Here is a 20042-nt window from a genome sequence, read left to right as displayed (position 1 = left end):
AGGGCTCCCGGTCCGCGTCCGGCACACGGGCGCGTCCCGATACGATGGTCGCCATGACGACCCGAGCGATTCGCGGAGCCACCTCGCTCGAGGGCGACGCCAAGGACCACCTGCACGCACGCACCCAGGAGCTGGTCGCGCAGATGCTCGAGGCGAACAGCCTCACCCCTGACGACGTCATCTCCGTGTTCTTCACCTGCACGCCCGACATCGTCTCCGACTTCCCGGCGGCCGCGGCGCGCGAGATGGGATTCGCCGACGTCCCGCTCATGTGCGCCGTCGAGATGGCGGTGCCGACCGCGCTGCCGCTCGTGGTGCGCGTGATGATGCACGCGGAGGTCGAGGTGCCGCGCTCCGAGGTCAAGCACACCTATCTTCACGAGGCGGTGCGCCTGCGCAGGGACATCGCGCAGTGACCGCCCTGGAAGGCGGCGCGCAGAGCGCCCGCGTCCACATCGTGGGCGTCGGCCTGATCGGAGCGTCCATCGGTATCGGTCTCACCGCCGAGGGCTGGGACGTGACGATCTCCGACGCCGACCCGCAGGCCGAGCGCCTCGCCCACGCGATTGGTGCCGGGCGCGCGCTGGCGGGGGATGCCCCTCGTCCCGATCTGGTCATTGTTGCCGTCCCACCCTCAGCCGCGGCCGATGCCGTGGTCACCTCCCTGCGCACCTGGCCTCAGGCGGTGGTCACCGACGTGGCGTCGGTCAAGGGCCCGCTCGCGCGGGCCGCGGCCACAGCCGGCTTGGCGGAACGCTACGTGGGCTCGCATCCCATGGCCGGGCGTGAGACCTCGGGCGGCCGGGCCGCGCAGGGCGACCTGTTCAAGGCGCGCCCGTGGGTGGTGTGCGCCGGCAGCGCCCCGCGTTCGGCGGTGGCGCTCGTGGCCGCCGTCGCGCGGACCCTGCAGGCCGATGTCGTCGAGATGGAGGCCGAGGCACACGACGCGGCGGTCGCACGCGTGTCCCACGCGCCGCAGGTGGCCGCCTCCGCCGTCGCCGCCGCGCTCGGTCCGCTCCAGGCGGACGATGTCGCCCTCGCAGGGCAGGGCCTCAGAGACGTCACGCGCATTGCCGCGTCGGAGCCCGCCATGTGGGCCGACATCGCCCGGCTCAACTCGCACTCCCTGATTGCGACGCTCGAGCACATCATCGCCGACCTCGAGGATGTGAGGGACGCCGACGACATCGGCGAGGCGCTCACCGACCTCATCGAGCGTGGTCGCATGGAGGTCGCGCGCATCCCTGGCAAGCACGGCGGCGCCACCCGCGACTGGGTGCCGGTCACCGTCATCGTTCCCGACAGCCCGGGACAGCTGCTGCGGCTGCTCACCGACGCCGCCTCGGCCGCCGTCAACGTCGAGGACATCACCATCGAGCACTCGCCGCGCCAGCCCGTGGGTCTCACCACCTTGCACGTCCTGCCCGAGAGCGCGCCCGCGCTGGTGGACGCGCTCATCGCACAACACTGGGAGATTGCTTCATCATGACCGGAATCGTCATCGCCATCGACGGGCCCGCGGGCACCGGAAAGTCCACCGTCTCCCGTGAGGTTGCGCGCCGCCTGGGCCTGGCCTATTTCGACACGGGCGCCACGTACCGCGTCGCCACGCTCGCGTGCCTGCGCGAGGGCGTGGACTTCACGGTCACGTCCGACGTCGCCGCCATGGTCGCCACCATGAACGTTGAACTGGTCCTCGACCCCGCGAACCCGCGCATCCTGCTCGACGATGAGGACGTGTCCGCGCTCATCCGCACCGACACCGTGGCCCTGACGGTGTCGAAGGTCGCCACGAACCTGGAGGCGCGCCCGATCCTGCAGCAGATGCAGCGCGACGTCATCGCCGCGGAGGTCGAGGGTGGCCGCTCGGGCGGTAAGGGCGTGGTCGTGGAGGGCCGCGACATCACGACCGTGATCGCCCCCGAGGCCGACGTGCGCATCCTCATGACGGCCGACGACGAGGTCCGCGTGGCGCGCCGTGCGGGCGAGGGCGCCGATGTCGCGACCGTGCGTGAGGCCGTCCTGGGACGCGACAAGAAGGACGCGACCGTGGTGAGCTTCCACGAGGCCGCCGACGGAGTCCTCACGCTCGACACCACCGACCTCACCATCGAGGAGGCGGTGCAGGCCGTGCTGGAGCGCGCCGCCGAGGCCAGCGCGTGAGCGACGCGCGCGTCCCGAGCCGCTGGGGACCGCGCTGGTCCCGGTGGGTGGGGCGCGCGCTTGCCAAGGGGCTGTGGCGCACCGAGGTGCGCGGGCTCGAGCACCTGCCGCGCACCGGTCCCGTCGTGCTGATTGGCAACCACGTGGGCCTCATCGACGGACCCGTGTTGCACGGCATCATCCCGCGCGGCTCGCATTTTCTGATCGGCTCGCACATGTTCCACGGCGTGCTGGGGGCGCTGCTCAGGGGCGCCCAGCAGATCGAGGTGGTCGACTCGGGCCGTGACGCGCTGGCCCAGGCCCTCGCGGTGCTGCGCCGCGGGGACGTGGTCGGCGTGTTCCCCGAGGGCACCAGGGGAGCGGGGAGGGCCGATGCCGTGCAGGGTGGCGCGGCATGGCTCGCCATTCAGTCGGGGGCGCCCCTCGTGCCGACCGCACTCGTGGGAACCCGGCACACGGGCGAGCCCACCGGCGTGTGGCCGCGCCCGGGACGGCGTATCCTCGTGGAGTTCGGCGAGCCGTTCGCACTGGACCTGCCCGACGGGCTGCGGGGCCGCGCCCGTCAGGAGGCGGCGCAGGCGCAGCTCGCTGAGGCCCTCCGTGAGCGCATCGACAGGACGCTCGCCACCACCGACCTCACGCTGCCCGACGACGCGGAAGCGAATCCCAAGGAGACACCATGACCGACGAGCAGGATTACGGCGACACTGGGTACCGCGGCCTCGAGGACGTGCCCGCGCCCCTGCAGGTGCCATCCGACCCCGAAGAGAGCCTCGACGAGGTGCGCGAGGCCGCGCTGCGCGCGGGCCTCGACGCCTATGAACTGACCGACGACGACCTCGCGACCCTTGCGGGCGAGGAGCCCGTCGACACCGAGGAGGCACTGCCGACCCTCGCGATCATCGGCCGTCCCAACGTCGGCAAGTCGACGCTGGTGAACCGCATCATAGGCAAGCGCCTCGCCGTGGTCGAGGACACCCCTGGTGTGACACGCGACCGCGTCTCGTACCGCGCGGAATGGGCCGGCCGCGACTTCATGCTCATGGACACCGGCGGCTGGGAGGCGAAGGTACAGGGACTGGACCTGTCCGTCGCGCAGCAGGCCGAGGTCGCGATCGACATGGCCGACGCCGTCCTGTTCGTGGTCGACGCGACCGTGGGTGCCACCGCCTCCGACGAGCACGTGGTGCGCCTGCTGCGGGCCTCCAAGAAGCCCGTGGTGCTGGTCGCCAACAAGGTGGACGGCCCTCAGGGTGAGCTCGAGGCCGCGGCGCTGTGGAACCTGGGGCTCGGCGAGCCCTACCCGGTCTCGGCCCTGCACGGGCGTGGCACGGGCGACCTGCTCGACGCCGCCGTCGCGGCGCTTCCCACCGAGATGCCGCAGGTCGAGATCGACCCCGACGCTCCGCGCCGCATTGCGCTCGTGGGCCGCCCCAACGTGGGCAAGAGCTCGCTGCTGAACCAGCTCGCGGGCGAGAACCGCGTGGTCGTCAACGAGGAAGCGGGCACCACCCGCGACCCCGTCGACGAGGTCGTCGAGATCGGCGACCGTCGTTGGACCCTCGTCGACACAGCGGGCATCCGCCGCCGCGTGCACCAGACCAAGGGCGCCGACTTCTACGCGTCGCTGCGCACCGGCGCCGCGATCGACCGCACCGAGGTTGCGCTCGTGCTGCTCGACGCCTCCACGCCCCTGACCGAGCAGGACACCCGCGTCATCACCCAGGTGGTCGAGTCCGGCAAGGCGCTCGTGCTGGTCTTCAACAAGTGGGACCTGGTGGGCGAGGACGAGCGGTTCCTGCTTGAGCGCTCCATCGAGAAGGACCTGGTGCAGCTCACCTGGGCGCCGCGTGTGAACCTCTCGGCGCGCACCGGCTGGCACACCAACCGCCTGGTGCCCTCGATCGACCTCGCGCTGGGTTCCTGGGACCAGCGCATCTCGACCGGCCGGCTCAACTCGTTCCTCGGCGAGCTGGTCGCCGAGCACCCGCACCCGGTGCGCTCGGGCAAGCAGCCCAAGATCCTGTTCGCGACGCAGGCCTCCAACCGCCCGCCCCGCTTCGTGATCTTCGCCAGCGGTTTCCTCGAGCCCACGTACCGGCGATTCATCGAGCGCCGCCTGCGTGAGGCGTTCGGCTTCGAAGGAACGCCCATCCAGATCTCGGTGCGTGTGCGCGAGAAGCGGGCACGCAAGCGCTAGCGCCTTGCCCGCGGCCTAACCGCGCGTGGGCGCGCTGACGTGGGCGACCTCGTACACCGTGCCGGTGGTGCGCCGCGGGGCGGCCGTGAGCAGGTCGAAGCCGATCACGTCGCCGGTGGCCGTGTCGATCGCTCGCGCCGCGGCGCGAGCGTCCTTGCGAAGGGCGGCCGCGTTCGCCTCGGTACGGAGCCTGTCCGCGGCATCGGCCCACGATTCTCCCGGGGTGGCGGCGGTGCGCGTCATGACGGCGGTGGTCGCGCCCTTGGCGCCTGCGGCGTTCAGGTGCAGGCTCGCGATGGGCCACACATCTACGCGCGGGCGGCCGAAGTCGCGTTCGATGCCTTCGAAGCCGTCGCCTCCCCACAGGAAACGCGTCATGCGCGAGGTGTTCGCCCACACGTAGAACGGGGCATAGACGTTCTCCGTCGCGCCGGCCACGCCCGCCTCGCTCAGGCAGTAGGCCTTGAGGGCCAGGCCGTCATACTCGTCGAGCGCGTGCCCGCGCTCGGCGATGCGGCGGCGGATCACCGCCATGTCGTAGTCGCGGGGCAGGGCGATGGAGTAGCGCATGGCGATCATGCGCTGAAGCCTACTGACTCGCGTTGGCCTGATAGCCGAGGTCGACCAGGTCGCGCAGCACCTCGAGGTCGACGGCGTCGAGGCGCTTGACGTATACGCACGAGGCGCCGGTGGTGTGAGGGCCAAGGGCGTCGAGCAGAGCGGGCGAGGCCGGGTGATCCTGGAGTCCGTAGAACGCCAGCTGTGCGGCGCGCGGCGAGAAGCCCACGCGAGGCATGTCGCCCTCGCGCCCCGAGGCGTACCGGTAGTGGTAGCTGCCGAAGCCGATGATGCTCGGTCCCCACATCATGGCGGGTTCGCCGGTGACCTCGGACATCAGCGCCACGAGCACTGCGCCTTCTGAACGCCGGCGCTCATGTGAGACAGTCGCCAAGAATGTGTCGACGGGCACGCCAGTGGGCTGCGTCTTGTTCTCGGACATGCAACCCAGCGTAGGCATTCGGACAGTGATGTGCGTCACGTCGTACTGGAGCGAACGGAAGGGGTCCGGGTAAAGTTCGTTCGTGCTCGATGTGATGACCCTTCGGATCACACTCGGCATTGTCTCTTTCGTGGTCCTCGCGCTGTTCTGGGCGGGCGTCTATCGCCCCACTCGGTCGGCGTTCGCGGGGTGGTGGACGGTCTCCCTTCTCTGGTCGACCGCCAGCCCTGTGCTCTTCTTGCTCGACGGAACGCGCTGGCAAGCCATCGCCAATCCACTCGCAAGCGGGATGGCGGTGTGCGCCGCGTTTTCGATGTGGTTTGCGACCCGCTCCCTACGAGGCCGATCATCGTCGATCCGCGTGATGGCCCTGGCGGCCGTCGTGGTCACAGCTCTCGCGTTCCTCGACTCTCCCGCGACCAATACGTGGGCAGGCAACGGGCTGCTCTTCGCCGTCATGTCGACCTGCTTCGGTCTCGGAGCCTGGGATATGTGGGTGGTCTGGCGCGATCGTCGTTTCCGTCCCGATCGCAGGAATGACCAAGAAGCTCTCGTGGCATCGTTCGTGTCGGGCGTGGCGGCGAGCCTGCTCAGCGCCTTCTACGCGGTGCGTGCGGTGTTGTTTGTGGCATGGGGACCCGAATCACCTTTGTTCAATGCGGTGGCGGGTAGCGGAACAACCACCATCGTGCTGCAGGTATGCCTCGTCGCCGTGACCTTCACGGTCTCCGCGCTGGGCTATGACCAGCGCACGCAGGAACTGCGGCGCCAGGTGGCGCACGACGACCTCACACATGTGCTGGGACGCTCGGCCTGGATGGATGGAGCGCGGGCGCTGGTCGACAACAGGGTGCGGTCGGGCGACAGCGTCGCGATCGTGGTGGCCGACATCGACCACTTCAAGGCGATCAACGACTCTCGCGGTCATGCGGTGGGCGATGCGGTGCTGCTGGCCTTCGGTACCGCGATGGCCGATGTGCTGCGGCGAGGTGAGATCGCCGGCCGCCTGGGGGGCGAGGAGTTCGCGCTGGCGCTGATCGGTGTCGACGCCGAGGGTGCGCGTCGACGCATGGACGAGCTTAACGACCGCCTGACCTGGCTTCTGCGCACCGATCGGCTACCCGCGACGACCGTGAGCTACGGAGTCTCGCACGTGCGCGAACGCGACACCGTCGAGTCGGTCGTGGAGCGTGCGGACGCCGCCATGTATCGCGCCAAGCAGGCCGGTCGTGACACCGTGGTGGTCGACGGCGCGGACGAGCGTCCGAGCGCGTCAGCCTGACGACGCGGCGCGGCGCGGCGCGGGACGAGCGTGGGCCAGGTCAACGGCGCGCGGAGTCTGCGCGGATCTGTTGGAGTGTGGCCAGGATCTGCGCGAGCAGCGCCGTCTGCTTGGCCATCTCCTTGTGCAGGAGGTCAAAGTCCCGTCCGTAGCTCGTCATGATTGCCACGCTACGGGTGACCCCCGACATCGATGGCGCTGACGCCCACGCTAGCCCAGGGTGACGTGCCCCTCTTCGCGCTCCCTGAGCGCGCGGCGCAGCACCTTGCCCACGTTCGTCTTCGGTAGCTCTTCGAGGAATTCGATGTGGCGCGGGCGCTTGTAGCCGGTGAGCCGTTCGCGCAGGAACGCCGCGAGCTCGTCCTCGGTGAGCGAGGGGTCGCGGCGCACCACGAAGAGCTTGGGCACCTCGCCGGCGTGCTCATCCGCGACGGGGATAGCGCCGGCCTCGAGCACCTTGGGATGCAGCATGGCCGCGTCCTCGACGTCGCCCGGGTACACGTTGAAGCCCGAGACGACGATGATCTCCTTCTTGCGGTCCACGATCGAGAAGTACCCCGTCTCGTCGCGCGTGGCAATGTCGCCGGTCAGTAGCCAGCCGTCGTCGGTGAGGACGCCCGCCGTCTCCTCGTCGTTGCGCCAATAGCCCCTCATCACCTGCGGGCCGCGCACCGCGAGCTCACCCGGCTCGCCTAGGGGCGCCTCGTCGCCGTCCTCGGTCAGGATCCGCACGTCTGTCGACGGCAGGGGCACGCCGATGGTGCCGATGCGCGGAGGCAGATGCGTGGGGTTGACCGACACCACAGGCGATGCCTCGGTGAGGCCGTAGCCCTCGACCATGTGCGTGCCTGTGACCTCGTGCCAGCGGTTCGCGACCGCCGAGCGCAGCGCCATGCCACCGGCGACCGAGATTCGCAGCCGGGACAGGTCGGCCTTCGCGAACTCGTCGTTCTCCAGCAGCGCGCCCGCGAGCGTCGACACCAAGACCAGCGCATGCGGGCGGGACTGGTCGATGGTCTTGACGAAGGCGGGGATGTCGCGCGGGTTGGTGATGAGCACGTTGTGCCCGCCCAGGCGGAAGAAGCCGATGCAATTCACCGTCAGCGCGAACACGTGATACAGCGGCAGGGCCGCGATCACCGTCGAGTCCGAGTCGAGGACGGCGCGCATCTGGCCGATGAACTGCTCCTGGTTCGCCAGCAGGTTCCAGTGGGTGAGCATGGCGGCCTTGGTGCCGCCGGTCGTGCCGCCGGTGTATTGGAGGAAGGCGAGGTCCTCGGGGCCGATGCCGGGGTCGGCAAAGCGGGTGGGGTCGCCTGACAGGAGGGCACGGAAGGGCAAGGCCTGCGGCAGGTCGTACTCGGGCACCATCTTCTTCACGTGCTTGGCGACGAGGTTCACGATGGTGCGCTTGGGCTGAGGCAGCATGTCCCCGGCCTGGGTGAGGATGACGTGCTCGATAGTCGAGTCCGGAATCACTTTCGCGGCCTTGTCGGCGAAGTTGGCCAACACGATCATCGCTCGCGGCTCGGCGTCCTTGACGACCGCGGCGAGCTCGGCCGCGGTGTAGAGCGGATTGGCGTTGACGACGATGAGCCCGGCACGCAGCGCGCCATAGAGGGCGACGGGGTACTGCAGCAGGTTGGGCATCTGCAGCACAATCCGGTCACCCTTGACAAGACCCAGCTCGTGCTGGAGGTACGAGGCGATGCGCGTGGCGGCGTCGTCCACCTCCCGGAAGGACAGGGTGCCGCCGAGGTTGGAGAAGGCGGTGCGCTCGCCGAAACGCTGCGCGGCCGAGCGCGCGAGTTCTCCGAGGGAGCGCTCGGACGGCGCCGAGATCTTGGGGGCGACGCCCGGGGGGTAGTGCTCGAACCAGGGGCGAGTGGCGTCGCCGACGGGGTCGATGTCGGCGGGGACGGGGGCGGGGGTGGGCATCTGCATCTCCATTGATGTCGATGGGTGGGGACTACACGACCGTCAGGCTTGGGATGAGGGTACGCGAGTGTGGGCCGTCCATTCGCGCATCCAGTCGTCGACACGCAGGTGCGGCGGAAGGCCGCCGATGGCGGCCTCGAGGTCGTCGTGGTCGACGGTGCCGCCAGAGCGGCGAAGGAACCGGGTGCGCACCAGCGCATGGGCGTGGACGGTGTCGCCGACCATGAAGCGCTGTTCAAGGTAGCCCCAGCGTTCGTCGAGGCCGATCACCCGTGTATGAAGGTCGAACCTCGTCCCGAGCCGCAGCTCCTTGCGAAACGTGATGGTCTGTCCGGCGACCACGGGGAACCACGCGCGGCGCTGGAGGTCGGCCCAGAAGCCCGAGCGCACCATGAGGTCGAGCCTGCCGAGATCCATGAGGGTGAGGTAGCGACCGTTATTCATGTGGCCCAGGACGTCCAGGTCCGTCGGCACGACCCGGAACGGCGTGACGGCCTCGTCCCACAGCGACAGGGGTTCGGATCGGTGCGCCCGGAGGCGCAGCCGTAGCCACAGCAGCCGCCACCACAGATTCATGGCCGCACCCGCATCCTGAGGTGGGGCTTGGTGCCGTCGCGCGTGGTGACGTCGGCGTCCCAGCCGCCCGCGGCATCGGCCGCGCGAAAGGCGACCGTCCCGGGAAGGAGGACGGGCTTCACGAAGTCGACCTCGACCGCGTATGCGCCCGGCAGGCGCTGCTCGAGCGCGGCGAGTGCGCGGGCATGCGTCCACATGCCGTGGATGATGGGACGCGCAAAGCCGAAGGCCTTGGCGGCGACGCGCGAGGTGTGGATGGGGTTGGGGTCGCCCGAGACCCGCCTGTAGTCGCGGCCGAGCGTGGCGGGCAGGCGCCATATGCCCTGCGCGGGCCCCGCCTCGAAGTGCGGCCGGCCGGATTCGTCGGGCGTCCCTGGAGCACGCATGCCGGTGGCGAGGTACGTGCTGGTGCCCTCCCACACCGTCTCGCCGGCCACCTCGGCACGCGCGATGAGGTCGACCAGTGCGCCGCGGCGATGCGCGCGGGGCGCGGCGGCGCGCACGGCGAGATCGAGCGGCTCATCGACCCCGACCGGCCGGTGCAGGCGCATGGCGTTGGTGACGTGAACCGCGCCCACGAGCCTCACGGTGGCCTTGGGGTCGGCGAGCAGGTGCACGTGAAGCGGGAATGCCAGGACGTGAATCCACGTGGGCGGCACGTGGTCGCGCAGCGTGAAACCCGTGACGCGCGCGTAGTCGGCGAGCCGGTGCCGGTCCTGGGACAGCCCCGACAACACCACCTCGTGGGAGGGCACGCTCGCGTCGGACGCGCGGCTGGGAATGAGCGCGCGGGCGAACGACGCACCCATCCCCGGCGGCGCATCGAGGGTCACGGTGTCAGACATCAGGCGCCCACGAGGTTCTGCCCGCACACGCGGATGACCTGCCCACTGACCGCCTGCGAGCCGGGGTCGATGAGGTAGCCGATGGTCTCGGCGACGTCGACGGGTTGGCCGCCCTGGCTCAGGGAGTTGGAGCGGCGGAAGATCTCGCGCTGGACGAAGGGGATCTTGCCGGTCATCTCGGTCTCGATGAAGCCAGGGGCGACCGCGTTGACGGTGATGCCGCGTGCGACGAGATCCGGCGCCATCGCCTCGACCAGTCCCGCCACACCCGCCTTCGAGGCGGCGTAGTTGGTCTGCCCCTTATTGCCCGCGAGGCCCGAGGTCGAGGCGATGCCCACGAGTCGCCCTCCGTCGACGATGCCGCCGTCGGTCTCGGGGGCGAGCAGGATCTCGTTGATCCTCATCTGCGCGGCAAGGTTGACGTCGAGAACCGATGCCCAGCGCGCCGCGTCGGTATTCACCAGCATCTTGTCGCGCGTGATGCCCGCGTTGTGGACAACGGCATAGATGCCGCCGCCACCACGGGCGGCGTGCTCGGCGATACGGCGGCCGGCGTCCTCGGCGGTGATGTCGAGCTGGAGGGCGGAACCGCCCACCTCGTTGGCGACGGCGGCGAGCGCCTGGCCCGCCGCGGGAATATCGACGGCGATGATGCGGGCGCCATCGCGTGCGAGCGTGCGGGCGATCGCTGCGCCGATGCCGCGGGCGGCTCCCGTGACGACGACCACCTTGCCGTCGAGCGGGAGGTCGTCGAGCCCTGTCGCCGGGTTGTCGGCGTGGCCCACGGACCAGGTCTGGCCGTCCACGAAGGCGGAGCGACCCTGCAGGACAAACCCGAGCGTGGAGAACAGGTCGTCCGCCGTGGCCGCGGGGTCGAGGCGCAGCAGCGTGGAGGTCGCGCCGCCGCGCAGCTCCTTCGCCACCGTCCGGTTGATGCCGTCCAGGGCGCGTGCGACGGAGCGCTGCTCCCAGTCGCCGTGGGCGGGCCGTGCGAGAATGACGATGCGTCCCGAGCGGGCGATGCCGCGCACCGCTGGCCTGAGGACGGCGCGCAGCTCCTCGAGCTGGTCGATGTGGGCGAGGCTCGTCGCGTCCACCACGAGGGCACCGATGCGGCTCCCGTAGCCGGGCGCGGGCTCCTGGCCGTCGTCCACGACGGGCGATTCGACGGAGCGGCCCAGGCGCGCAAGCGCCTCGCGGGCGAGGAGGCCGCCGCCGATCTCGGCCAACACAATCGCGCCCTCGGGCCACGTGCGACCGCGACGCAGGCGCGGCGGCTCCTTGAGGCCCGCCTTCGCGGCGATGGCCTTGCCTGGCCTGGACGTGAAGGCCTTCTCGAGTGCGCTCATCACACCGCCTCCAGAATCGCGACCACGCCCTGCCCGCCCGCGGCGCACATGGAGATCAGGCCCTTGGACCCGGGACCGCGCGCGTGGAGGAGCTTGGCGAGGGTGGGCACTAGGCGCGCTCCCGTGGCGGCGAAGGGGTGACCTACCGCGAGGGACGAGCCGGTGACGTTGAGGCGCGACCGGTCCAGGGTGCCGATGGGCCCGTCGAGTCCGACGGAGCGGCAGTAGTCGGCGTCCTCCCATGCCTTGAGGGTGGCGAGAACCGTCGAGGCGAACGCCTCGTGAATTTCCACGAGTGCGAAGTCGTCGAGGGTGAGCCCGCGCCGGGCGAGCATGCGGCCGGTGGCGGCGACGGGGCCCAGCAGAAGATCGGCTCCGCCGGGGTGATCCACGGCGGCGACCTCGGCGTCCACGATGCGGGCCAAGGCTGTCAGTCCGCGCGCGGCGGCCCAGTCCTCGCTGGCGATCAACGCGGCCGCGGCGCCATCCGAGAGCGCTGTGGAGTTTCCGGCCGTCATGGTGCCCTCGGGCCCGCCGAAGGCGGGCTTCAGCGAGCCCAGCTTTTCGACGGTGGTGTCGGGGCGCATGATGGCGTCCTTGGTCACGCCCATGTACGGCGTTACCAGGTCGTCGAAGAAGCCCTCCTGCCACGCCTGGGCGAGGTGATGGTGGCTCGCGGCGGCAAGCTCGTCCTGCTCCGCGCGGCCGATGCCCCAGCGCTCGGTGGTGAGGGCCTGGTGTTCTCCCATCGACAGCCCCGTGCGCGGCTCGGCGACGCCGGGCGCCTGCGGGGCGAGGTGGCGGGGGCGAATCGCCGCGAGTGCCTTCACGCGCTCGCCGGCGGAGCGAGCGCGGTTGGCCTTGAGGAGGGCGCGCTTGAGGCCGTCGCTGACGGTGATGGGGGCGTCGGAGGCCGAGTCCACGCCCGCGCCGATGCCGACGTCGATCTGTCCCAGCGCGATCTTGTTCGCAACGTAGACGACCGTCTCGAGCCCCGTGCCGCACGCCTGCTGGAGGTCACACGCGGGGGTAGCAGGAGACAGCGCGGAACTCAGCACCGCCTCGCGGGTGAGGTTGAAGTCCTTGGGGTGCTTCAGCACCGCACCGCCGGCGACTTCGCCCAGGCGCTCGCCGGCGAGGCCGAAGCGGGCAACAAGGCCGTCGAGAGCGGCGGTCAGTAGGTCATGGTTCGAGGCCTCGGCGTAGGGGCCGCCGGCCTTCGCGAAGGGGATCCTGTTGCCCCCGAGCACCACAGCGTTGTGGGTCACACGTGCCTCCATCATTGGCGGGAACTCGGCAGTGCCGATGTACGTGATACTCACGGTAGCAGATACTCGCGGTACCGGGTATGGTGGGGTCATGGCCACCGACGGCAGGGACGCACGCTGGGATCAGCACCGCGTCGACAGGAAGCGCGAGCTCGTCTCGCACGCCCTGCGCGCCATCCGCGTGCACGGCCCTGGGGTGAGCCTCGAGGACATCGCCGGACGCGCCGGCACCTCGAAGACCGTGCTCTACCGGCACTTCGGCGGGCGGGCCGGGCTCTATGCGGACGTGGTCGACTCGGTGCATGCCTATATTCGAGCCGACCTCACGGCCGCGCTTGAGATGACCGACCTCAGCGACCTGGCCCGACTGACGGACACGCTCACGGACGGCTACCTCACCCTCGTCGAGCGCGACCCCCACATCTACCGCTTCGTCATGAACGGCGCCGGGGGAGCGGGCGCGGTCGATCCCGCGGGCCGCGTCCCCGCGGTCATCGCGGAATCGGTGGCCGAGGTCATCGTGGCGCGTGCAGGCACCCAGGGAGTGGACGCCGCGACGGCGGCCACCTGGGCCCACGGCATCGTGGGCTTCATCCAGGCCGTGGCCGACCGCTGGATGGACGACCCCGATCGTGAGCCGCGCGCCGCCGTGGTGGCGCGCGTTAGCGCGCTGTTTACCCCTGCCTTTGCCGCCGCCACGGCGGCCGACCCGGCCCCGCCCACCACCGCATCGGCCATCCCTACCTAAGCCCCGACATCTGGAGGATCGACAATGACGTTGACCGACGAGACGGCCTCGCCCGTGCACCACGAAAGCCTCACCGCGCTCGGCTCGCGGCTGCGCCACGCGCTCGATGGCCCCTATGCCAGCGAGCGTTCGGTGGGCCGCGCCACGTTCCCGTCCCAGGGGATGCTGCGTGACCCGGAACTCGACGTGGAGCAGTCGCGCGCCTGGACCCTGGGGCGCCTACGCGAGCTCGAGGAGCACGGGTTCGGTCACGCGGGAGTGCCCGACGGGAAGAACTCGGTATCCGACCCCCTGACGGCGGTGATGGCGTTCGAAATGCTCGCTCACGGCGACCTGTCGGTCACCATCAAGTCGGGAGTGCAATTCGGCCTGTTCGGCGGTGCGGTCACCAATCTCGGTACCGCGTGGCACCACGAGACGTTCCTGCCCGGCATCACGGACCTCAGCCTGCTCGGCGGCTTCGCGATGACGGAGCTGGGGCACGGCTCGGACGTGCAGAGCCTCGAGACCACGCTGACGTACCTGCCAGAGACGGATGAGATTGAGGTGCACTCGGCCACGCCCGGCGCCACCAAGGCGTACATCGGCAATGCCGCGAAGGACGGCACGATGGCCGCGGTGTTCGGGCAGCTGTGGGTCGACGGGGTCTGTCACGGCGTCCACGTGGTGTTGGTGCCGCTGCGTGACGACGATGGCGAGGACCTCCCCGGCATCACCACGGGCGACCAAGGACACAAGGGCGGGCTGTTGGGCGTGGACAACGGCACGATCCGCTTTGACCACGTGCGCGTCGCGCGCCGCATGCTGCTCAACCGGTATGGCGGCGTCACTGATGACGGCACGTACGCCTCGCCCATCGACAACCCCAACCGCCGCTTCTTCACCATGCTCGGCACGCTCGTGCGCGGGCGCGTGTGCGTGGGTGGCGGCGCGGGCATCGCCGCCCGGCGCGCACTGTCGATCGCGGCTCGCTACGCCCTCACTCGCAGGCAGTTTCCCGCGGCCGGGCGGCCCGGTGGGGTACTCCTCATGGACTACCTGGTGCATCAGAAGCGGCTGCTGCCGCGTATCGCCCGCGCCTACGCGCTGGGCTTTGCGCAAAACGAGCTCATTGAGGCGCTGGTCCACGTGCAGGGCCCCGAGCAGTCGACGGAGGCCGAGCAGCGCGACCTCGAGACCCGCGCCGCGGGGCTCAAGGCGCTCACCACCTGGTTCGCCAACGACGCCGTGCAGGAGGCGCGCGAGGCGTGCGGCGGGGCGGGCTATCTCAGCGAGAACCAACTGGTGGAGATGCGTCGCGACGTCGACATCTTCGCAACCTTCGAGGGCGACAACACCGTGCTGCTGCAGTCGGTGACCAAGGCGCTGCTGACCGACTACCGGCGCGAATGGGGCGAACTCGACCGCACCGGCGTGGTGCAGGCCACCGCGCGCGTGGCCGGCGGCCAGTTCGTCGAGGCCACCTCGGCGAACTTGGTGCTCGAGCGCCTGGCCGATGCCGTGCGCCGCAAGCCCGAGGAGACCACCCTCACGGACCGCCGCTGGCACGCGCTCATGTTCGAGGAGCGCGCGCGTCACTCCCTCGAGTCGCTTGCGCGGCGGATGCGCGCGGCGGCCAAGGACGGCGGCGACTCCTTCGAGGCCTTCAATGCGCTCGGCGAGCACGTGCAGTTCGTCGCCCGCGCTCATCTCGACAGGCTGGTGCTGGAGGCCTTCGTCGCGGCGATCGAGTCCTGCGAGGACTCCGAGACGCGCGCCGTTCTCGACGACGTGTGCAGCCTCTATGCGCTGACGTCGATTCACGAGCAGCGTGCCTGGTTCCTCGAGCACAACCGCATCAGCTCGGCGCGTTCCAAGGCCATCGGAGCCCAGGTGGACGACCTGTGCCGGCGCCTGCGTCCCCACACGCTCGCCCTCGTCGAGGGCATGGGCATCCCCGAGTCGTGGCTGGGGGCGGCGATCCTCAAGGTCTAGCAGGAGGGCGATCCGACTGACGGTCAGAAACGGCGAGCACTGCCAGGGATTACTCTGGCAGTGCTCGCCGTTGAGCGTGTCCTAGTCCCGCTCGCCGTGAGGTCCCCACATGACCGTGTCTCTCAGCCCTGCCCGCACGCGCTGGGCGCTGCTCGCGCTCGCCATCGGCAGCTTCGGCATCGGCACCACCGAGTTTGTGGCGATGGGACTGCTGCCCGACATTGCTCGGGACCTGCTGCCCGGCGTCTGGGAGGCCAACCAGGAGGAGGCGCTGTCGCGCGCCGGCTGGGTGATCTCCGCCTACGCCGCCGGCGTGGTGGTCGGAGCGCCCACCATCGCAGCTGCCTCCGCGCGCTTCCCGCGCAAGACCGTGCTCACGGTGCTCGCCGCCGTCTTCACGCTCGGCACCGTCGCGTCCGCCCTCGCGCCCACGTTCGGCACGGTCATCGCCGCACGGTTCGTCGCCGGACTGCCGCATGGCGCGTACTTCGGCATCGCGGCCCTCGTCGCCGCCTCGCTCATGGGGCCGGAACGTCGCGGTCAGGCCGCCGCCTTCGTGCTCGCGGGCCTCACTATTGCCAACGTGGTCGGCGTGCCCGCCGTCACGGCGCTGGGCCAGTCCGCGGGCTGGCGCGTGGCCTATCTGGTTGTCGCGGGCATGTTCGCGCTCGCCACCGTCGCCATCGCACTGTCGCTGCCGCACGGCCCCGGCGACCCCCACGCGACCATTCGCCGCGAGGTCGGCGCGCTCGCGCGTCCGGCCGTGTGGTTCGCTCTGCTCACGGGCGCGCTGGGATTCGGCGGATTCTTCGCCGTCTACAGCTACGTCTCGCCGCTGGCGACCGAGATCACCGGCACGTCCGAGGGGTTCGTCCCCATCGCCCTCATGACGGTGGGAGTCGGCATGACGGTGGGCAACTTCGTCGGTGGACGCATGGCGGATTCCGGTGCGATCCGCGCCATCTTCTGGCTGTTCGGCGCCTTCGCCGTCTCCCTCACATTGTTGATCGTCACCGCGTCCTCCTTGGTGGGCCTGCTCACCGGGCTGTTCCTCGTGGGCGGCTCCGCGGCCGCGCTCTCGCCCGCGATCCAGACCCGGCTCATGGACGTCGCGGGCGACAGCCAGACCATGGCGGCGGCACTCAATCACTCGGCGCTCAACATCGGCAACTCGATCGGCGCGGCGCTGGGTGGCGCCGTGCTCGCGGCCGGATTGGGGTATTTGGCTCCCACCTGGGTGGGACTGGTGTTGTGCGTGCCGGGTGTGCTGTGCGCCCTCGCGGGGCTCGCGGTCACTCGCCGCGCGGCCGTCCGCGGCGCCGTCGAGGGCGAGCCGGTTCCCGCGCGCGTCGTCTAGACGGCCGATGCGTCAGCCGGCCGCCGTACGGCGCGCCGCGGGCGTAGGGGGCCACGTTCCGTCGCCCAGGTACGTCTCGATGTCGCGCGCCGTGCGCCTTCCGCCGCGGTCGGCGCCGATGGTCGAGGCCTGCGGCCCGTAGCCCGCGAGGAACAGCCCCGGCACGTCCACGGCGTGGCCGTGTTCCACGCGTACCCCTTCGCGCGCGGACACCCCGAGGGGCGCGAAGGGCCCAAGGTCCGCGTCGAAGCCCAGTGCCCAGATGATCGCGTCGAGGGCGAGGAATCCCCCGTCGGAGAGCACCGCACCGTCGGGGGTAAGGCGCGAGAACATAGCCTGGCGATGAAGCAGCCCGGCGCGGTCCATGCGCGCGATCGGCGGCGTCATCGGCATACCCGTGGTGGACACGATGCTGGGTAGAGGGCGCCCTGCACGTGCCGCCTGGTCCTGCAGCCGGACGGCTTCGCGCCCCAGCTCGGCTCGCAGCATGGACTCGCCTCGGTGGAACGTGACCGGGCGACGGGTGAACCACGTCACCTCGGCGGCGACGCCCTCGAGCTCGCGGAGAAACCCGAGGGCAGAGGCCCCGCCGCCGACGACGGCCACACGCAGCCCGCGAAACTTGTCGCTCGACACGAATTCGGGCGTCGTGATCTGGCGCCCCCTGAAGTCGTCGACGCCGGGTACTCCGGGTTGGCGGGGGCTTCCCCACGTGCCCACCGCGCCCACCACCACGCGGGGCGAGAAGGTGACTGCCGCATCGGCCGTCTCGACGGCGAAGCCCCCTTCGGGGGAGCGGCTCACCGCGGTGACGTCGACCGGACGGCGGACTCTCAAGTCGAGGTGGCGCTCGTACCTGCCGTAGTAGTCGCTGACGACGGCCCGGGCCGGAGGCTCGCTGGGTGCGTTCGCGAAGGTCACGCCCGCGGCGGCCATCTCGGGGAGGTCCGCGATGCGATGCGCGTCGCCCAGCCGCAGCGATTCCCACCGGTGTTGCCACGCGCCGCCGGGGCCGGGTCCGCGGTCCACGACGGTGAAGTCGGTGTCGGGCTGGAAGCCTCGGCGCACCAGGTGGTGGGCCACGGAGAGTCCTGCCTGCCCCGCGCCGATGACCAGGACAGGTGGGGGCGCGGGGGTCACGGGACAGGTCTACGCCTGGGTGTCGCCTGGGGGCAAATCCGCGCGGGCGGGCTGGACCACGCGCAGGCCGGTGCAGCAATGGAGCGCCGCGGCCGCCGCGAGACCGACGGCGGCGATGACGCAGAGCGTGGTGGCGATCGCGGCGGGCCCGCGGCTGGGGTCGAGGAACGGATAGGGGACCCAGCCGTCGCGAAGGGCCCGCACCAGGAGGAAGGTGGCCCAGCCGGCCGGCACGAAGAGCACGGTCCACCAGGTGGACACGGGCAGGCGTCGGCGTCGCCCGACGAGGAGCCAGTCGACGACGAGCGCCGCGCCTGCGCCGCCGTGGAGCACGGCGTTCGCCCACGGGAAGAGGGGGGTGGCGTGCTGGGCGAGGACCGCCCAATAGACCGCGCCGGCGATGACGAGGTAGGTCGCGGCGTTGACCCTCAGCAGGGAGAGCCAGACGCGTTCGCCCGGACCCGCAAATGCCGATGCCGTGAGGGCCACGACGCCGGCAATCGCGGCGAGTGGGGTGAAGTAGCCGGGCAGTTGGCCCCACGTGAAGGTTCCGTGGGTGAGGTCGGCCCAGCCTTGGAACCCCAGCGACACGGCAATCGCTAGGGCGGCGCCAAGGCGCAGAATCCGGATGGTGGCGACGTTGCTCACGCGTCGCACATTACCTGAACTTTACGAAAACCTGAACAACTTGTGTCCGTGTCGTGGGGAAATGTCGAGATTGAGTGCGTGTGGTGGCCGCGAGCGCCCGGCTGGCTCGCGGTCGCGGCGAAACCGGGCACAATGGTGCCTGTCGCCACGCATCAAACGAGGCCTCGGATCCGCGTTCCGCGCGGACATTGCTGGCGCGAGACACCTGGAAATCAGGCGTGCTCTCGCGCGCCGCCGTCACAACGGAGGAAGTATGTCCGACGTCACCATCGAGACCACGACCGCGGGTTCGCTGCCGCGCTCGGCCGAGTTGGTCGAGGCCACCAAGGCCCTTACTGTCGCCGAGGACGGCTTCACGCTGGTCCAGACCGACGAGTACAAGGAGGCCGCCGCGGCCGCCGTCACCGCGCTCGTGAAGCGCCAACTCGAGGCGGGCATCACTCGCGTGGGCGACGGCGAGTACGGCAAGGCCATGACCGCGTCGCACGACTTCGGTGCCTGGTGGTCGTACTCGTTCCAGCGCACGGCGGGTCTGGCGCTGCCCCCGGCCGATGCGCCCATGCCCGAGCCCGTCCGCTCGACCCCCGGCAACGTGCAGCTGACCTCGATGAACGACCGCCGCGACTGGGTGGCCTTCGCCGAGGCCTACCAGGACCCGTCCTCCGGCGTGCTCCTGGGCGAGCCGCCGTTCTGGCCGCTGACCGTCTCCGATATCTCGTACCGCGGCCAGGACCTCATCGGGGCCGACATCGCCAACCTCAAGGGCGCGATGGATGCGACGGGCCAGACCCACGGCTTCCTCACGTCCCTCGCCCCGGGCTCGGCGGCCCGCATCGGAAATGTCCACTACAAGGACGAGGCCGAGCACATCTGGGCGTGGGCGGACGTCATGCGCGAGGAGTACAAGGCGATCACGGACGCCGGCCTCACGGTGCAGCTCGACGACCCGTCGCTCGCGGAGAGCTGGGATCAGGTCAACCCCGAGCCGTCCGTCGCGGACTACCGCGCGTTCCTGCAGACCCGCATCGACGCCATCAACCACGCGATCGAGGGCCTGCCGCGCGAGCAGGTCCGCCTGCACATCTGCTGGGGATCGTGGCACGGGCCTCACACCACGGATCTCGAGCTGCGTCACATCCTCGACCTGCTGCTCACCATCAACGCGGGCGAGTTCTCGTTCGAGGCGGGCAACGTGCGTCACGAGCACGAGTGGAAGGCCTGGCGAGACGTGTCGATCCCCGAGGACACCATCCTGGTGCCCGGCGTGGTGAGCCACGCGACCAACGTCGTGGAGCACCCCGAGCTAGTCGCGGACCGCATCGAGCGTTTCGTGGACATCGTGGGTCCCGACCGTGTGGTCGGCTCGACCGACTGCGGCCTGGGCGGTCGCGTGCACCAGCAGATTGCGTGGGCCAAGCTTGCCTCGCTCGGCGAGGGCGCGCGCCTCGCGGCCCAGCGCATCGGCGGCTAAGGCTCTCCACATTTGGCGGCGCCGGTTCCCTGCGGGGAGCCGGCGCCTTCGTACTTCTACCTATAACAGGCGTAATAGGTCAG

Annotated in this window: 19 protein-coding genes; 10 read left to right on the top strand and 9 right to left on the bottom strand. The window is 70.5% G+C overall.

Annotated elements, in window-relative coordinates; genetic code table 11:
- Positions 1–53: 53 nt before the first annotated feature.
- Genes aroH through der form a run of 5 tightly spaced genes read left to right on the top strand, consistent with a single transcriptional unit; the run spans position 54 to position 4363 of the window.
- Positions 54–416: a chorismate mutase gene (gene aroH / locus B7K20_RS08000; RefSeq protein WP_084102003.1), complete on the top strand. Its 363-nt coding sequence runs from the start codon at positions 54–56 to the stop codon at positions 414–416.
- On the top strand, positions 413–1489 hold the full coding sequence (locus B7K20_RS07995; protein ID WP_234985766.1) for a prephenate dehydrogenase: 1077 nt from the start codon (positions 413–415) through the stop codon (positions 1487–1489). Before aroH ends, B7K20_RS07995 begins: the two co-directional genes overlap by 4 nt.
- Complete coding sequence (cmk, locus tag B7K20_RS07990) at positions 1486–2163, top strand: (d)CMP kinase (RefSeq protein ID WP_084102002.1); 678 nt, start codon at positions 1486–1488, stop codon at positions 2161–2163. Before B7K20_RS07995 ends, cmk begins: the two co-directional genes overlap by 4 nt.
- Positions 2160–2846: a 1-acyl-sn-glycerol-3-phosphate acyltransferase gene (locus B7K20_RS07985; RefSeq protein WP_084102001.1), complete on the top strand. Its 687-nt coding sequence runs from the start codon at positions 2160–2162 to the stop codon at positions 2844–2846. The genes cmk and B7K20_RS07985 overlap by 4 nt, the downstream gene beginning before the upstream one ends.
- Positions 2843–4363: a ribosome biogenesis GTPase Der gene (gene der / locus B7K20_RS07980; RefSeq protein ID WP_084102000.1), complete on the top strand. Its 1521-nt coding sequence runs from the start codon at positions 2843–2845 to the stop codon at positions 4361–4363. Before B7K20_RS07985 ends, der begins: the two co-directional genes overlap by 4 nt.
- Positions 4364–4378: 15 nt before the next feature.
- On the opposite strand, the gene B7K20_RS07975 is transcribed toward der, so the two are convergent.
- Both B7K20_RS07975 and B7K20_RS07970 read right to left on the bottom strand, forming a co-directional pair.
- The gene (locus B7K20_RS07975) at positions 4379–4942 is read right to left on the bottom strand and encodes a DUF4865 family protein (protein ID WP_084101999.1); all 564 of its coding nucleotides are present in this window, start codon (positions 4940–4942) and stop codon (positions 4379–4381) included.
- Positions 4943–4952: 10 nt separating this feature from the next.
- Entirely contained in the window at positions 4953–5363 is a 411-nt protein-coding gene (locus B7K20_RS07970) for a DUF1801 domain-containing protein (RefSeq protein WP_084101998.1), read from the bottom strand.
- Positions 5364–5445: 82 nt separating this feature from the next.
- Here B7K20_RS07970 and B7K20_RS07965 point away from each other — a divergent pair, with 82 nt between their 5' ends.
- Positions 5446–6645, top strand: coding sequence for a diguanylate cyclase (locus B7K20_RS07965; RefSeq protein WP_084101997.1), 1200 nt, complete (start codon positions 5446–5448; stop codon positions 6643–6645).
- A gap of 210 nt (positions 6646–6855) precedes the next feature.
- Here the strand turns inward: B7K20_RS07965 and B7K20_RS07960 are convergent, their stop codons facing one another.
- From B7K20_RS07960 to B7K20_RS07940, 5 genes are read right to left on the bottom strand one after another with little or no spacing between them, the layout of a single operon-like run.
- A complete protein-coding gene (locus B7K20_RS07960) occupies positions 6856–8583 on the bottom strand; it encodes an AMP-binding protein (RefSeq protein ID WP_084101996.1) in 1728 nt (575 codons plus the stop codon).
- 42 nt (positions 8584–8625) lie between these two features.
- A complete protein-coding gene (locus B7K20_RS07955) occupies positions 8626–9159 on the bottom strand; it encodes a thioesterase family protein (RefSeq protein WP_084101995.1) in 534 nt (177 codons plus the stop codon).
- Positions 9156–10004, bottom strand: coding sequence for a MaoC/PaaZ C-terminal domain-containing protein (locus B7K20_RS07950; RefSeq protein WP_144018595.1), 849 nt, complete (start codon positions 10002–10004; stop codon positions 9156–9158). The genes B7K20_RS07955 and B7K20_RS07950 overlap by 4 nt, the downstream gene beginning before the upstream one ends.
- Positions 10004–11353 (bottom strand): 3-oxoacyl-ACP reductase, encoded by a 1350-nt coding sequence (locus B7K20_RS07945; RefSeq protein ID WP_084101993.1) that lies wholly within the window; start codon positions 11351–11353, stop codon positions 10004–10006. Before B7K20_RS07945 ends, B7K20_RS07950 begins: the two co-directional genes overlap by 1 nt.
- Entirely contained in the window at positions 11353–12636 is a 1284-nt protein-coding gene (locus tag B7K20_RS07940; RefSeq protein ID WP_371327877.1) for an acetyl-CoA C-acetyltransferase, read from the bottom strand. The genes B7K20_RS07945 and B7K20_RS07940 overlap by 1 nt, the downstream gene beginning before the upstream one ends.
- Before the next feature lie 76 nt (positions 12637–12712).
- Between B7K20_RS07940 and B7K20_RS07935 the strand changes: the two genes are divergently transcribed.
- The 3 genes from B7K20_RS07935 to B7K20_RS07925 all read left to right on the top strand — a co-directional run bounded on the left by B7K20_RS07935 (position 12713) and on the right by B7K20_RS07925 (position 16700).
- Positions 12713–13369: a TetR/AcrR family transcriptional regulator gene (locus B7K20_RS07935; protein ID WP_159449365.1), complete on the top strand. Its 657-nt coding sequence runs from the start codon at positions 12713–12715 to the stop codon at positions 13367–13369.
- Between the two features lie 24 nt (positions 13370–13393).
- Positions 13394–15343, top strand: coding sequence for an acyl-CoA dehydrogenase (locus B7K20_RS07930; protein ID WP_084101991.1), 1950 nt, complete (start codon positions 13394–13396; stop codon positions 15341–15343).
- A 109-nt stretch (positions 15344–15452) separates the two neighbouring features.
- Complete coding sequence (locus B7K20_RS07925; protein WP_084101990.1) at positions 15453–16700, top strand: MFS transporter; 1248 nt, start codon at positions 15453–15455, stop codon at positions 16698–16700.
- Positions 16701–16712: 12 nt separating this feature from the next.
- On the opposite strand, the gene B7K20_RS07920 is transcribed toward B7K20_RS07925, so the two are convergent.
- Positions 16713–17840, bottom strand: coding sequence for an NAD(P)/FAD-dependent oxidoreductase (locus tag B7K20_RS07920; RefSeq protein ID WP_084101989.1), 1128 nt, complete (start codon positions 17838–17840; stop codon positions 16713–16715).
- A 9-nt stretch (positions 17841–17849) separates the two neighbouring features.
- Positions 17850–18488, bottom strand: a complete 639-nt coding sequence (locus tag B7K20_RS07915; RefSeq protein ID WP_084101988.1) for a Pr6Pr family membrane protein — start codon at positions 18486–18488, stop codon at positions 17850–17852.
- A gap of 253 nt (positions 18489–18741) precedes the next feature.
- Between B7K20_RS07915 and B7K20_RS07910 the strand changes: the two genes are divergently transcribed.
- Complete coding sequence (locus B7K20_RS07910) at positions 18742–19959, top strand: cobalamin-independent methionine synthase II family protein (RefSeq protein WP_084101987.1); 1218 nt, start codon at positions 18742–18744, stop codon at positions 19957–19959.
- The last annotated feature ends 83 nt before the right edge of the window (positions 19960–20042 follow it).

The sequence above is a fragment of the Demequina sp. NBRC 110051 genome, assembly GCF_002090055.1.
In the GTDB taxonomy this organism is placed as follows: Bacteria; Actinomycetota; Actinomycetes; order Actinomycetales; family Demequinaceae; genus Demequina.
This window is presented reverse-complemented; position numbering and strand designations above follow the sequence as displayed.

Bases quoted from the DNA above. Each gene is read 5' to 3' on its own strand.
- B7K20_RS07950 (WP_144018595.1), bottom strand. From the start codon at position 10,004: ATGTCTGACACCGTGACCCTCGATGCGCCGCCGGGGATGGGTGCGTCG.
- B7K20_RS07960 (WP_084101996.1), bottom strand. From the start codon at position 8,583: ATGCCCACCCCCGCCCCCGTCCCCGCCGACATCGACCCCGTCGGCGAC.
- B7K20_RS07955 (WP_084101995.1), bottom strand. From the start codon at position 9,159: ATGAATCTGTGGTGGCGGCTGCTGTGGCTACGGCTGCGCCTCCGGGCG.
- B7K20_RS07945 (WP_084101993.1), bottom strand. From the start codon at position 11,353: ATGAGCGCACTCGAGAAGGCCTTCACGTCCAGGCCAGGCAAGGCCATC.
- B7K20_RS07910 (WP_084101987.1), top strand. From the start codon at position 18,742: ATGTCCGACGTCACCATCGAGACCACGACCGCGGGTTCGCTGCCGCGC.
- der (WP_084102000.1), top strand. From the start codon at position 2,843: ATGACCGACGAGCAGGATTACGGCGACACTGGGTACCGCGGCCTCGAG.
- B7K20_RS07930 (WP_084101991.1), top strand. From the start codon at position 13,394: ATGACGTTGACCGACGAGACGGCCTCGCCCGTGCACCACGAAAGCCTC.
- B7K20_RS07940 (WP_371327877.1), bottom strand. From the start codon at position 12,636: ATGATGGAGGCACGTGTGACCCACAACGCTGTGGTGCTCGGGGGCAAC.
- aroH (WP_084102003.1), top strand. From the start codon at position 54: ATGACGACCCGAGCGATTCGCGGAGCCACCTCGCTCGAGGGCGACGCC.
- B7K20_RS07970 (WP_084101998.1), bottom strand. From the start codon at position 5,363: ATGTCCGAGAACAAGACGCAGCCCACTGGCGTGCCCGTCGACACATTC.
- B7K20_RS07935 (WP_159449365.1), top strand. From the start codon at position 12,713: ATGGCCACCGACGGCAGGGACGCACGCTGGGATCAGCACCGCGTCGAC.
- cmk (WP_084102002.1), top strand. From the start codon at position 1,486: ATGACCGGAATCGTCATCGCCATCGACGGGCCCGCGGGCACCGGAAAG.
- B7K20_RS07975 (WP_084101999.1), bottom strand. From the start codon at position 4,942: ATGATCGCCATGCGCTACTCCATCGCCCTGCCCCGCGACTACGACATG.
- B7K20_RS07925 (WP_084101990.1), top strand. From the start codon at position 15,453: ATGACCGTGTCTCTCAGCCCTGCCCGCACGCGCTGGGCGCTGCTCGCG.